The following is a 12,652-nucleotide window of genomic DNA, read 5'->3' on the forward strand; positions in this document are numbered from 1 at the left end:
GACGCGTCCTCCCCACCTCAGTTAAATCTCCATTCAGATAGTTTTTGTACCTGTGCAGACTTCTTACTCGCGGCGCCCGGAATGCGGGGAGAAATTTTCACGGATAGAATTGGAATAATTCCTGAATACCATACAGGAGGCGCTGATGAATTCCATGGTGTGGCGAGGCAGCGGATAGTCTTTCCGGTAAGCCAGGGAGACAATATTTTCATGGAGTTCATTCAGAAGCGGAAAGACATACAGCGGCTCGGAGTCCGCCTCAATGGCATCCAGGTGCTGGTATAGGATCAGCGGTGATAAAAGGCCGACACCGGCTCCGCTTTTGCAGAGCTCATAAGCCAGTTCCTGCTGGTTACTCTCAAAGATAATCCGGGGCTTCAGTCGTTTGGCGGTAAAATAATAGTCGAGTGCTTTGCGGAGCCTGTTTTTCTGCCGCACTGTGATAAAGGGAAGCTCCATGATTTGCGACAAATCGATTCCCTGTTTAAAGTTTTCAAGTGTCACTTCCCAGTTATCGGGATAATACTGCTGAAGGAGCGTACGGGAAAGACAGCACTGGACTTTCTCACGGGCCAGTTCCACCAGGCAGAGATTAGGCTGGGGAGGGATATCCACTCCGATAAACAGATCCAGCTTACCTGAAAGAAGAAGTTCCTCATTCTCCTCGCTGTTCCCGTCGATTAAATCGATTGTAATATTGGGGTGGGAGGCGTGAAAATATTTCCATATGTTGGGGAAGAATACTTCGCCGCGAAGGCGTGAAATCCCCACCCGCATTGTTGCGCGGCAGTTTTCCCGGATATCTGAGAAAGCGGCCCTCAACTTTCTCTCAGCTTCCAGAATACGGCTGCCGTAAAAATACATCTCTTCCCCCTCCGGCGTGAGGCTGAGCGCCGGCCTCCGTTCGAAAAGCCGTATGCCGTATTCCTCCTCCAGACGGCTTATATGGCTGCTCAGCGCCTGCTGGCTGATATACAGGCGGCCGGCCGCCCTGGTAAAGTTCATCTCCTCTACTGTGATCAGAAAGTATTCAATACTTTTTAAATTCATTCACAATCCCCCCGTATTTAACCACAATATTTATATTGTTAATAAACCAAATATATACTGTTAGACTTTGTTATATCTAAATGATATCATAACCGTATAAAAAATCAATAGAAAAAGGAGAAGGGGTATGACAATTAAAACATTGTGCAGTGATATGCTGCTGTTAGCCGTATTTATGTTGATGGGCTTTTTCATCAGGGAATACATAAAACCGCTGCAAAAACTGTTTCTGCCTGCATCGCTGATAGGAGGGCTTTTAATTTTACTGCTTGGCCAGCAGGTATTGGGGGTTGTTACAGTACCGGACAGTTTTTCCGGAATTCCCAATGTTCTGATCGACATCGTGATGGCGTCGCTTGTATTCGGAGTCAGTTTTAACAGGGACAAGATTTTCTCTTATCTGGATTATGTCTGTGTTCCGATGACAGCTTACGGATTGCAGATGTGCCTGGGTACCGGGCTGGGCTATTTGCTGAGCCAGATATGGCCGGGACTTCCAAAAGGCTGGGGAATCATGGGTGTGTTCTCATTCCACGGTGGACATGGTACGGCAGGCGCAGCAGCAGCGACATTTGAGGAGCTGGGCGTGGAAGGTAATATGGCTGTCGGCATGGTGCTTTCAACATTCGGTCTGATTATGGCAATGATGGTGGGTATGGTCCTCGTCAACTACGGGGTAAGAAAAGGCTGGGCTACCTATGTCAAGGAACCGAAGGCGCAGCCGTCATGGTTCTACGGCGGTACTCTGCCGGAGGAAAACCGTAAACCGACAGGACATACCGTGACAACCGGTATCAGCATCAACCATCTTGCGCTTCAGACGTGCTGGCTGCTCTGCGCACTGTTTGTGGGACGTCAGTTATTTTCCTTTATCGGGAATTTCTGGAGTGAAATTAAGGTCCTGCCCAGCGTTCTGCACGGTGTTATCGGTGGAGCGGTATTGTGGAAAGTGCTTGAGATATTGAAGTTTGACCGGTTTGTGGACATAAAGACGATTAAACTAATCAGCGGATTTTTGCTGGAACTCGTAGTATTTACCGCCATGGCAACACTTGATGTGGAGTTTATCAGCACCTATATTGCTCCGCTTCTGATTTATACATTTACACTGTGTGCAGTGACTGTACCGTGCGTACTGATTACCGCCAAAAAATTCTGTAAACATGAGTGGTTTGAGAAGGCGATGATGGCATTCGGAGCCGCCACGGGAAACACTTCAACGGGATTGGCCCTGGTACGTGCGGTTGACCCGGATTCCAACTCATCAGCAGGCGACACCCATGGAGTTTATACGACTCTCACATGCTGGAAAGATTCATTCGTGGGACTGGCACCTATGTGGCTGATGACGGGAATCGGCTTGACGATGGGCGTGGGAGCAGCGCTGATGGTTGGTTTTGCAGCTGTGGGATTTGGATATTTTGCAAGGAAAAAACAGCAGGCTTAATGGTGAGGAGGATTGTAACATGAAATTACAGCTTATGGACTGTACGCTCCGGGACGGAGCGAATGTGGTGGGAAAGGGATTTTCCGCAGAACTTACTGATATGGTACTGGACGGACTGACGGCGTCACGCGTTCCGATCATCGAGTTCGGAAATGCAGGAGGAATCGGCGCCTACGAGGTTGCAGGATTTACCGATGCTCTTACGGACGAGGAATACCTGAACATTTCGAAGAAATATTTAAACCGTTCTTCCATGCTTGGCATGTTCTTGAACGCGAAGCGCTACAGGGAGAAAAATGTTGATTTGGCGGCAGAAAACGGCCTGTCTTTCCTTAGGGTGGGCGCCGACGCCGGAGACGGGGAGATAGCCGTGAAAGCGATCGGGGATATTAAAAAAAGGAAAATGAAAGCTTTCTACTCTGCGATGAAGGCATACATCCTGACACCGGATGAACTGGCTGAGGAAGGAAAAAAGCTGGAGGCGGCAGGACTTGACGAGTTTACCATTATGGATTCGGCCGGAACCATGCTTTCCGATGAGGTGGCGGCATACACGGAAAAGTTGTACCGGGCCGTGACGATACCTGTTGCGTTCCACGGTCATAATAATCTGGGAATGTCTGCGGCCAATGCGGTTGCCGCATGGGAGAACGGAGCCTCCATACTGGACTGCGGCCTGATGGGAATGGCGAGGAGCGCCGGGAATCTGGCCACGGAGATGTGTGTTGCTCTGATGAGACGGAGAGGACAGATGGAGGACATCGATTTCTACGGAATGCTCGATTTCATCGACCAGAGGCTCCAGCCGGCTATGGAACAATACAAGTACCATAATCCGGTTCCGCCCCTTGATCTGGTACTGGGCTATTCCGGCTGCCATTCCAGCTTTGTAAAGCAGTTTAAAGCTGCGGCGGCAGAGAAAAACGTTTCCCTTTACCGGCTTATTTCAGAGGTGTCGGAAATTAATAAAAAGAATCCCAAGCCCGAACTGATTGCGGAGATTGCAGAATCCCTGTAACCGTTCACACTCTCTGAACTGTTACGAACCCCTGAAGAATAATGAGAAAGAGTGATGATATGATTAAAGTAGTACTGGCGGGCCAATACCCGGAGGGAACTTACGAAGCGGTGAGAAAGCTTCTTCCGGAGACGGAGTTCTCCCTCGCTGCGGTAGATACCCAGGAGGCCTATGATTTGATGACAGATGCACAGATTATGATTCTGCGTATTTTTAAAGCTCCGCGTGAAGTGATGGAGCGAAACAAAAACCTGAAAATGATACTTCGGTGGGGCGCCGGCTATGATTCAGTGGACATCAAAGCGGCTGGTGAAAATGGAATCCTGGTAACAAATACGCCGGGAGCCAACGCAGGCTCCGTGTCGGAGCTGGCGGTCCTTTTGATGCTTGCGGTGGGAAGAAAGCTGCTCAGCCACGAGGCCTGTCTGAAGAGGGGAGAATGGAGCAAGAATACATTTCTCGACAGCTCCTATTCTCTGAACGGGAAAATGTTAGGTGTAATTGGAGCGGGAAATATCGGACGCCAGACCGCAGATAAGGCGAGGGCCTTCGGAGCCAGAATCCAATATTATGACGAATACCGCCTGTCTCCGGAAATGGAGAAAAAGTATGAACTGGAGTACACTGCTTTAGATGAGCTGATAGCGACTTCCGACATTATCACGCTCCACATTCCGCTGACGCAAAAGACGCGCCACCTGATAGGGAGCGGGCAGATCAGCCGGATGAAACAGGGCGCTATATTAATCAACACGGCCCGCGGAGGCCTGGTGGATGAAAAAGCGCTTGCCGATGCGGTCCGGGAGGGCAGGCTTCTGGGCGCCGGGATCGACTGTGTGGAAGAGGAACCTTTAAGCCCTGATGATCCCCTGCTGAACACTCCTGGAATTATCGTTACTCCACACATTGGAGGCGGAACTGCCGACATTGCGGACAGAATTATCCCGATGCTGGTCGAGGATATTGAGGATTACGCACAGGGAAAGACACCGCGCCATCTTGTAAATGGAGCATTTCTGAACTGATATCTAAACTGTGAAACGATAACCTGCACGCTCCGCGCACAGGTCACCGTCATCAATAAAATAAGTGCTGCGGCAGAAGTGAGAGCAGGTAATTCCCTGTCCCGCTTTCTGCCGCAGCACTTTTTCTCCGTACCATTGATATCATTATTTCACAAGTGTCTTTTTCGCCCATTTTCCGCTTTTAAAACGTGTAAAGGAGATAGCGGAGCCTACCAGCCAGCCAATCGGAATCGACCAGCCGATAGCGCTCGGCCCGATGCGGCTGGCCAGGAAATAAGCCAGGAATACACGGGAGAAAAGGTTGCAGAGGGAGCTTGCCATGAAGGTTTTCATGTCGCCGGCTCCCCTTAAAAGTCCGTTGCTGGAAAACATAATTCCCATCAGTATGTAGAAGGAGGAGACGATACGCATATATTCCATGCCGTAGTTAATCGCCTGTACATTGGAGCCCGAGTCCATAAACATATTGAGAAGGTTTGGCCCGAACAGGAAGATAATCAGCGTGATAATGCCGCTGAAGACAACCACCATAAACATGTTGGCCTTATAGCCGTCCTTGACACGCTCAATTTTTCCCGCGCCGATATTCTGAGCCGTATAACTGGACATTGCATTTGAAAAGTTCATATTCGGCATCATGGCAAGGCTGTCGATTTTGGTTGCGGCCGTATATCCTGCAATGAAAACGGAGCCGTAGGAGTTTACAAGGCCCTGCATCATCAGCATACTGATTGAAACAATGGACTGCTGTATCATTGAGGGCACGCCGATGCGGGCAATGCGTTCCACGGCTGAGAAATGGAACAGAGGCCGTTTTCCCTCATCCTCGTGTCCCGGTTCATCCTCCAGATGCTTCAGACGGGCCATGATGACGACCATGGAGAGTCCGGCACATACGCCCTGGGCAATCAGGGTGGCCCAGGCAACGCCGGCAACACCCATATGGAATTTGATTACAAACAGCAGATCCAGCACGATATTCGTCAGAGTTGACAGCATTAGAAAATAAAGCGGCGTCTTGCTGTCACCCAGGGCATTGTAAATACCGTTCAGGGTATTATAAATGAAGAGGAAGACAGCGCCGCCAAGATAAATCCGCAGGTAAATAAGAGAATCCGCCATGATATTGTCCGGTGTCTTTAACATCCTTAAAATACCGGGAGAAATAATTTCCCCTACTATCGTGATGCCGATGCTCAGGACGAACTGTCCAATCAGGGCAGTGGATATCGTGGTTTTCATTTCGCGTATTCTTCCGGCGCCGAAGAGCTGTGATATAACGACATTACAGCCCATGGACAAACCGGAGGCCAGGGCGACAGCCAGGAAAACAACAGGGAAAGAGGCTCCTACGGCAGCCAGGGCGTCGGCCCCGACAAAATTGCCCACTACGATGGAGTCTACCATGTTGTACAACTGTTGAAACAGATTTCCCATCAGCATAGGAAGGGAAAAGAAAAACAGCAGCTTCAGCGGTTTTCCTTCCGTCAGGTTTTTAATCATTTTCTAAATTCTCCTTTCCTGCAAGGGCATTTCTCGCGATTCTTTCCAGATAGCCCTGGTACTCGTTTTTCTCTTGTTCCGTGAAACCGTCGAAGCAGCGGTCGTTCCATTCTTTGGAAAAGGAATTGATGATTTCCAGCATCTGTTTCCCCTGCTCAGTCATTTCTATCAGTTTTTCACGTTTATTGTCAGGGTTAATCAGACGCCGTATCAGGCTGCGGCCTTCCAGACGTTCCATTACACGGGCCATTCTGCCTTTGTCAATATTGACAATACTGCACAGGGTATCCTGGTTACACTGGCCGTGGCGGTCTAAAGCCGTCAGGACGACACTGTCTACCGGTTTCAATTGACAGGTACTCAGACGCTCCCGCAGGAAGCTCTGCTCACATCTGCGGATAATACCAATATTGATTTGCATAATGACCTCCTGAAATCAGATACAATCCATATAATAAAAAGATACATACAAATTGTTAAGAAAATGTATGTTGCATAATATAACTGTTGTCACACTCAACTATTATATTCCGGACAGGTGGGAAATGCAAGAAGAAATGAGAAATTTTTTCATTTTATTCCGAACAGGGGAAAGGTTTTATAATTGTTGTAGAAATTGCGGTTTTGCTATGCTATGATAAAATGGATAGGAGAGGAGGAAGGAAAAATGGGAAAAATTCCGGATAAAAAATTCCCGGTTAAGATAGCCGGTTTTCCGCTTCCGTTATATCTCGGAATCCTGGCGTTGGTAATTGTCTGCATGTATACCGGCTGCCTGCCGGGCGGGATTGTGGGCGGGATGATATTTTTGATGGTGCTGGGAGAGGGACTGAATGCAATCGGAAACTCCGTACCGGTAGTCAAGACTTATCTGGGCGGCTCCGTCATCTGTATTCTGGGCGCGGCGGTTATTCAGGCGGCCGGTCTGATACCGGAACAGACACATGCAATCATAGATAATTTTGTCAACCAGGAGGGATTCCTGGTGTTTTATATTTCCGCTCTGATAACAGGCAGCCTGTTCAATATTGACAGGGATCTGCTGATCAGGGCTACGGTGAAGCTGCTTCCGACGGCGGTCATCGCTTTGGCGGTGGGGGTGACGCTGTCGGGCGTACTGGGGATGTTTATGGGCAACAGCTTTCTGGAGGGAATCCTGTATATCGGCATTCCGATGACCAGCGGCGGGATGACGGCCGGTTCCGTACCGCTCTCAGAGATGTATTCATCGGTTCTCGGCGCGGACGCCGGGGCAATATTGACACGAATTGCACCGGCTACGGTACTGGGAAACTGTGTGGCCATCGTGTTCGGCGCCCTTGCCGGTAATTTGGGAGAAAAGAAGCCGCATCTGACGGGAAACGGCCGGCTTGTCAACGACGGTAATAAGATTGCCCCGCGTCCTCCGATGAAGCCGACCTTCGCCCTGCTGTGTACGGGCCTGATAATATCGCTGGCCTTTTATGAACTGGGGGCTTTATGCCACCGCTACATATCCGTTATCCCCACCTATGCGTGGATGATTATTGCCGTAGTCCTGGTGAAGGGGACGGGGATTATGTCGGAGGAGCTGGAGGATGCGGCCAGAGAATGGGGGCATTTTGCCATCCATAGCTGGACGGCTGCAGCGCTGACCGGGATTGGTGCGACACTCATTGACCTTAAGACAATTCTCAGCACAATCACCCCGTTTTATCTGCTGACTGTGGTTCTGGTCGTGGCGGCGATTACGCTGACGGCAACCTTTGTCGGTAAGAAAATGGGATTCTATCCGATCGAATCCGCAATTGCGGCCGGAATGTGCACAACCAATATGGGAGGTTCCGGGAACGTGGCGGTACTCAGCAGCGCGAAACGAATGGAACTGCTTCCCTTTGCACAGATTGTGACCCGATCCTGCGGGGCTCTGATGCTGACCCTGGGAGGAGTATTGGTGCAGTTGTTAAAGTGATGAAGAGGTGGAATGAAAATGAGCAAAAGAGAAATTGATTCATATTCCTATCAGTTGGGGGTAATCGACTGTTTTAACGAGATGGTGAACGCCGGTGTCAAGCGAATTGCCATGAGCCATCCATGCCGGACGGCAGAGGAGCGTGACCAGTATCTGGAGGCGTGCCGGGAAATTTGCAGCCAATATGGAACGATGATGTACGCTGAGGATGACTCTTTTGTCACCGATTTGTTCCCGGAAGAGATGAACCGGGGGGCCAAACACTTTATTTTTTATAAGAAGAAGGAAGATTTGGACTGTTACCTGGAACTGAAGGAGCGGAAAGCGGGACTGCTGAGAGCAGGCGGCTACGAAGGGGAGGAACGTTACCGGATTGCGCGGGAGTTTGGAAAACTCCTTTCCTATACGGATGAGGCGGTTGGCAGACTGATTCGGGAGACAACCGGGAAGGACAGATGAACGGGCTGATTGACCAAACGCCGGCCACATGAAACATAAAACATTTAAATAAAAACAGAGTCATATCAGACCTTATTTAACCAGGTCCGATATGACTCTGTTTTATTGATGACGGTGACCTGTTCACGGAGCGTGCAGGTTATCGTTCAGATACGAAACATCCGATCCGGACAGACGTTTCCGGGACATGCAATTTAAATCTTATTACTGCGTCTCCAGATATTCATCTTCTCTGCATCCTTAATTAGTTCATCCCTGAACTGCGGATGTGCGACGGAGATGATGGCCTCGCATTTCTGCCAGGTCGAAAGACCTTTTAAGTTGACCTTGCCGTACTCAGTTACCAGATAGTGGATATTGGCGCGGGTATCGGTTACGATAGAGCCCTGGTTCAGGGTCGGGAGGATTCTGGACTTCAGCTGGCCGTCCTTTGTGCTGAAGGTGGAAGAGCAGCAGATGAAGCTCTTTCCGCCTTTGGAAAGATAAGCGCCCAGTACAAAGTCTAACTGTCCGCCTGCACCGCTGATGTGTTTGACACCTGCCGACTCGGCATTAACCTGGCCGAAGAGATCCACATCCACGGCATTGTTGATGGACATAAAGTTATCCAGCGCGGAGATGGAACGGATATCGTTGGTATAGTCAACCGGCGCGCTCATGCATTCCGGGTTGTTGTTTAAAAAGTCGTACAGCTTTTTCGTGCCTGCGCCGAATGCATATACCTGGCGTCCCTTGTCGATTGCCTTGTGGGAGCCGGTGATCTTGCCGGCGGCAGCGATGTCAACAAATGCGTCTACATACATTTCCGTGTGTACGCCCAGATCCTTTAAATCAGACTTTGCAATGAGGGAGCCGACGGCATTGGGCATCCCGCCGATGCCAAGCTGGAGGCATGCGCCGTTTGGAATTTCTTCCACAATCAGCTTTGCGACAGCTTCATCAACCTCAGTGGCAGCTCCGCCTGCGCCCATCTCGGCGATTGGAGGATTGCTGCCCTCCACAATCATGTCAACCTTGGAAATGTGCACTACATTTTCAAAGCCGCCGAGGCAGACCGGCATATTCTCATTGACTTCAACAATAATGACTTTCGATGTCTCACAGCATGCCGCCATATGAGAGGCATTAGGTCCGAAATTAAAATATCCGTGTTCATCCATCGGGGCGACCTGGAATATAGCCACATCCGGTTTGGAAGCGGATTCTCTGTAATATCTTGGAAGCTCGGAATACCGGATAGGGGCATAATAGGAAAAGCCCTGTGCAATCGCTTTACGCTCAATTCCGCTCATATGCCAGGAGTTCCAGGTAAGATGCTCGGCCGGTTTTTCAATCTTGAAGATTTCCGGTACCCACATCAGGATTCCGCCTCTGAAATTCACATTATAAAGCTCGGGCATACGCTTTGCCAGTGCGGCGTCCACGGCAACAGGGGTTCCGGTTGTCCAGCCGTAATCTACCCAGTCGCCGGATTTTACTGCAGCAGCGGCAGTATCGGCAGAAACAAGTTTTTCAGCATACATTTTCTTATAATCCATACTCTTCACCTTATCCTTATACTTTTTAAAATGACGTAAATACGCAGGATGCGCCGTCATTTTGAGATGAAATAAGTGTAGCATCGCCGGGATTTTTTGTCAATGCTCACGGCCGGCTCAAATCAACATGAGGCATTAAGAGGTTACTGTTCACACGGTTGCGTTCCGCGATGTACATTCAGACAGCATGAACCGTTACTTAAGCGCGGCAATGAGCCTGGGCAGCAGCACTTCGACGTTCCCCACGATTCCCAGATCGGAGATATCGAAGATTGGAGCGGCCGGGTTTTTGTTAATGGCGATAATGAGCTGTGATTCTTCCATCCCCGTCACGTGCTGAAAGGCGCCCGAGATGCCGCAGGCCAGATAGAGTTCGGGCCGGACCGTTTTTCCGGTCTGCCCCACCTGAGGAGATGCATCGATCCAGCCGGCCTCCACGCAGGCTCTCGAACAGGCGATCTGTCCGCCCAGAAGGGAGGCCAGTGTTCTGAGCGTATCAAATCCTTCCGGGCCGCCCATGCCCCGGCCTCCTGCGACGAGAACGCGGGCCTGGGTGATATCGGTTGATTGTACCCCGCCTCTAGTGGTGGAGAGCAGCCTTACACCGTTATCAGCTCCGGATAAATCTGCGGTAAAATGCCGTACAGTTCCGCGGGGGCAGGCAGCAGGCTGTGAGACTTTTTCTGCGCTCTTCCGGCTGTCTGCTTTGTCCCGAGCGCCGTTTTCAGCCAGTACCCCGGGACGGACTGTGGCTATCTGAGGCCGCCTTTCACCGCATATAAATGTATCAATCGATATTCCGTCGGTATTGGGGCGGGTCATCAGAAGCAGGCCCGTACCGGAGGAAATGGTAAGGGCGGTACAGTCGGTCACCAGTCCCGTATCCAGTCCGGCGGCAAGTTGTGGGGCCAGCTCCATCCCAATCATGGTGGAGCCGATCAGTACGATTTCAGGCTCAATACGTTTAACCGCCTGGAGGAAGGCCTCCGTATACGGTTTCGGCAGATATTCTTTCAGGGAGGGTTGGTCAATTATCCAGACTTCATCGCTTCCCGCGGCAGACAGCTGTTCTGCAGCCTCCTTTATCTCAAAACCCGCTATAACGGTAATTACCCTGCCGCCGGTCTGTCCGGCCACCTCGGCAGCGCCGTGAATCAGTTCAAAACTGATCTTCTGTACGATACCGTCGCGTTGTTCTGCGGCTACAACAATATCGTGGTTCATATTTTATCTCCCTCTCTTCTATATGATATGGTTTTTGTGCATGATATCCATAACGGCGTTAATCGCTTCCTCTGTCGGCACGGTAAGAACGGTTCCCCGCTTGCGTTCCTTTTTCAGGCAGGAGCTGAGGAGCGTGACGAAAGATTCTTCCCCGGCATTAAGATCTTCGCAGGCCGGAATTACGGGGATTTCCATGGCGTAGGCCCGGGTGACACCGTCGGCCGTCATATAGATCCGTTTTCCGGGCTGGAGCAAAGCGCTGATCAGGCAGGGGGTGGGGAGGTTAAGCATCTGGTACCGATCCTCGAACTGTCTTTTTACAATCACGCCGCTGTCCTCTGAGACGGACGTCTCATCCACATAGCCGGCCTGAGGAAGATTGAGGTAAGAAGCCAGCAGAAAGCCGGTCTGTATCGTATCGGCGTCCACCGCGTAACAGCTTGTAAAAATTAAATCAAATTCCATATCCTGAATCGTGCCGGCAAGGAGCCGGGCATACCGGGTCGGCTCGGGGATGGAAGTAAAGCAAAAAGGCAGCCGGATCAGAGCGGCGCTGTCGCAGCCCATGGCAACAGCCTCTCTTAACAAGGGAACGGCGGCTTCGGTGCCGAGGCAGAGGGCAGTCACGAAACCGCCGGACTGTCTTTTATACCGGAGCGCAGCCTCGACTGCCGCAAGATCCTGTTTTGGCTGCGAATCTGCAGAAGTCTGGCGAATGATGGCGATTATATTCATAGCGGAAATCCTCCTGGATATTGTAAAGATAGAAAAAAGCATTGTGTCATGAAGACTACAATGCTTTTTCTGCAATCTGCCGCAGCGATTTTCTAATAAACTCTGTTTCCTTGGGGCTGAAATCCTTCAAGACTTCCTCATTGACTTCGTCGATGATTTTCAGGACGGGCGCCTTTAAAGCTTCACCCTTGGGAGTAATCATCACGAGTATCTCACGCCGGTTTTCCGGGTTGATCACGCGGTCAATTAAATCCTTCTTCTGCATTCTGTCCAGAATCCCGGATACCGTGGAGGTTTCCAGGCAGAGAAGTTCTGCAATCTGACGGGGAAGACATGTGCCGTCATTAATCCACAGGCAGTTTAAAATGCCGTACTGGGAAGGAGTAATGTCATAAGGGGCCAGCCTCTGGCTCAGATACTGGAAAACCGTATGCTGCGCAGTGGTGAGCAGAAAATTAATACATTCTTTAAGTTCCATGATTGTGGTCTCATCGCCTTTCTATGCAAATATCTTTTATACGAACTATTCTTATTATAAAAAATTTCGAATACAAAGTCAAACAGAACTGATTTTTAAGCCTTAGTTTCATAGAAAGGCGAGATGCTGTTCACACGGTTGTGTTCCGCGAGGTGTTTTCGTGCGTATTCTGTACGAAAATCCCGAGTCACACGGCGCGACGCGATGAAAAGTGAACTTTTCAC

Annotated in this window: 12 protein-coding genes; 5 read left to right on the top strand and 7 right to left on the bottom strand. The window is 50.2% G+C overall.

The window, feature by feature from the left end:
• Positions 1–63: 63 nt before the first annotated feature.
• Positions 64–1,050: a LysR family transcriptional regulator gene (locus CLOSYM_RS00320; protein ID WP_021640497.1), complete on the bottom strand. Its 987-nt coding sequence runs from the start codon at positions 1,048–1,050 to the stop codon at positions 64–66.
• A gap of 127 nt (positions 1,051–1,177) precedes the next feature.
• Between CLOSYM_RS00320 and CLOSYM_RS00325 the strand changes: the two genes are divergently transcribed.
• The 3 genes from CLOSYM_RS00325 to CLOSYM_RS00335 are packed head-to-tail and all read left to right on the top strand — an operon-like array spanning position 1,178 to position 4,540.
• Positions 1,178–2,497, top strand: a complete 1,320-nt coding sequence (locus CLOSYM_RS00325; protein WP_021640498.1) for a sodium/glutamate symporter — start codon at positions 1,178–1,180, stop codon at positions 2,495–2,497.
• A 19-nt stretch (positions 2,498–2,516) separates the two neighbouring features.
• Positions 2,517–3,515, top strand: coding sequence for a beta/alpha barrel domain-containing protein (locus tag CLOSYM_RS00330; protein ID WP_021640499.1), 999 nt, complete (start codon positions 2,517–2,519; stop codon positions 3,513–3,515).
• Between the two features lie 59 nt (positions 3,516–3,574).
• Positions 3,575–4,540, top strand: a complete 966-nt coding sequence (locus CLOSYM_RS00335) for a 2-hydroxyacid dehydrogenase (RefSeq protein ID WP_242828630.1) — start codon at positions 3,575–3,577, stop codon at positions 4,538–4,540.
• 144 nt (positions 4,541–4,684) lie between these two features.
• On the opposite strand, the gene CLOSYM_RS00340 is transcribed toward CLOSYM_RS00335, so the two are convergent.
• Both CLOSYM_RS00340 and CLOSYM_RS00345 read right to left on the bottom strand, forming a co-directional pair.
• Positions 4,685–6,043: an MATE family efflux transporter gene (locus CLOSYM_RS00340; protein ID WP_003502753.1), complete on the bottom strand. Its 1,359-nt coding sequence runs from the start codon at positions 6,041–6,043 to the stop codon at positions 4,685–4,687.
• On the bottom strand, positions 6,036–6,464 hold the full coding sequence (locus tag CLOSYM_RS00345; protein WP_003502755.1) for a MarR family winged helix-turn-helix transcriptional regulator: 429 nt from the start codon (positions 6,462–6,464) through the stop codon (positions 6,036–6,038). The genes CLOSYM_RS00340 and CLOSYM_RS00345 overlap by 8 nt, the downstream gene beginning before the upstream one ends.
• A 246-nt stretch (positions 6,465–6,710) precedes the next feature.
• Here CLOSYM_RS00345 and CLOSYM_RS00350 point away from each other — a divergent pair, with 246 nt between their 5' ends.
• Together CLOSYM_RS00350 and CLOSYM_RS00355 are read left to right on the top strand one after the other, a co-directional pair.
• Positions 6,711–7,994 carry a 2-hydroxycarboxylate transporter family protein gene (locus tag CLOSYM_RS00350; RefSeq protein ID WP_044902004.1) on the top strand — a complete coding sequence of 428 codons (1,284 nt, stop codon included), beginning with the start codon at positions 6,711–6,713 and terminating at the stop codon, positions 7,992–7,994.
• Positions 7,995–8,012: 18 nt separating this feature from the next.
• A complete protein-coding gene (locus tag CLOSYM_RS00355; protein WP_009297102.1) occupies positions 8,013–8,453 on the top strand; it encodes a hypothetical protein in 441 nt (146 codons plus the stop codon).
• A gap of 194 nt (positions 8,454–8,647) precedes the next feature.
• Here CLOSYM_RS00355 and CLOSYM_RS00360 read toward each other — a convergent pair whose 3' ends face one another.
• The 4 genes from CLOSYM_RS00360 to CLOSYM_RS00375 form a co-directional block, all read right to left on the bottom strand.
• Positions 8,648–9,991, bottom strand: coding sequence for a butyryl-CoA:acetate CoA-transferase (locus CLOSYM_RS00360; RefSeq protein WP_044902005.1), 1,344 nt, complete (start codon positions 9,989–9,991; stop codon positions 8,648–8,650).
• Between the two features lie 195 nt (positions 9,992–10,186).
• The gene (locus tag CLOSYM_RS00365; RefSeq protein WP_021640504.1) at positions 10,187–11,215 is read right to left on the bottom strand and encodes an electron transfer flavoprotein subunit alpha/FixB family protein; all 1,029 of its coding nucleotides are present in this window, start codon (positions 11,213–11,215) and stop codon (positions 10,187–10,189) included.
• Between the two features lie 18 nt (positions 11,216–11,233).
• The gene (locus CLOSYM_RS00370; RefSeq protein WP_242828631.1) at positions 11,234–11,950 is read right to left on the bottom strand and encodes an electron transfer flavoprotein subunit beta/FixA family protein; all 717 of its coding nucleotides are present in this window, start codon (positions 11,948–11,950) and stop codon (positions 11,234–11,236) included.
• Between the two features lie 55 nt (positions 11,951–12,005).
• Complete coding sequence (locus CLOSYM_RS00375; protein WP_003502765.1) at positions 12,006–12,428, bottom strand: MarR family winged helix-turn-helix transcriptional regulator; 423 nt, start codon at positions 12,426–12,428, stop codon at positions 12,006–12,008.
• Between the last annotated feature and the right edge of the window lie 224 nt (positions 12,429–12,652).

This window comes from [Clostridium] symbiosum ATCC 14940 (genome assembly GCF_000466485.1).
GTDB classification, from domain to species: domain Bacteria; phylum Bacillota; class Clostridia; order Lachnospirales; family Lachnospiraceae; genus Otoolea; species Otoolea symbiosa.

What these genes read in the sequence shown, in the direction of transcription:
- CLOSYM_RS00355 (WP_009297102.1), top strand. Translation starts at nt 8,013, where the DNA reads ATGAGCAAAAGAGAAATTGATTCATATTCCTATCAGTTGGGGGTAATC.
- CLOSYM_RS00370 (WP_242828631.1), bottom strand. Translation starts at nt 11,950, where the DNA reads ATGAATATAATCGCCATCATTCGCCAGACTTCTGCAGATTCGCAGCCA.
- CLOSYM_RS00335 (WP_242828630.1), top strand. Translation starts at nt 3,575, where the DNA reads ATGATTAAAGTAGTACTGGCGGGCCAATACCCGGAGGGAACTTACGAA.
- CLOSYM_RS00325 (WP_021640498.1), top strand. Translation starts at nt 1,178, where the DNA reads ATGACAATTAAAACATTGTGCAGTGATATGCTGCTGTTAGCCGTATTT.
- CLOSYM_RS00340 (WP_003502753.1), bottom strand. Translation starts at nt 6,043, where the DNA reads ATGATTAAAAACCTGACGGAAGGAAAACCGCTGAAGCTGCTGTTTTTC.
- CLOSYM_RS00345 (WP_003502755.1), bottom strand. Translation starts at nt 6,464, where the DNA reads ATGCAAATCAATATTGGTATTATCCGCAGATGTGAGCAGAGCTTCCTG.
- CLOSYM_RS00350 (WP_044902004.1), top strand. Translation starts at nt 6,711, where the DNA reads ATGGGAAAAATTCCGGATAAAAAATTCCCGGTTAAGATAGCCGGTTTT.
- CLOSYM_RS00360 (WP_044902005.1), bottom strand. Translation starts at nt 9,991, where the DNA reads ATGGATTATAAGAAAATGTATGCTGAAAAACTTGTTTCTGCCGATACT.
- CLOSYM_RS00330 (WP_021640499.1), top strand. Translation starts at nt 2,517, where the DNA reads ATGAAATTACAGCTTATGGACTGTACGCTCCGGGACGGAGCGAATGTG.
- CLOSYM_RS00375 (WP_003502765.1), bottom strand. Translation starts at nt 12,428, where the DNA reads ATGGAACTTAAAGAATGTATTAATTTTCTGCTCACCACTGCGCAGCAT.
- CLOSYM_RS00365 (WP_021640504.1), bottom strand. Translation starts at nt 11,215, where the DNA reads ATGAACCACGATATTGTTGTAGCCGCAGAACAACGCGACGGTATCGTA.
- CLOSYM_RS00320 (WP_021640497.1), bottom strand. Translation starts at nt 1,050, where the DNA reads ATGAATTTAAAAAGTATTGAATACTTTCTGATCACAGTAGAGGAGATG.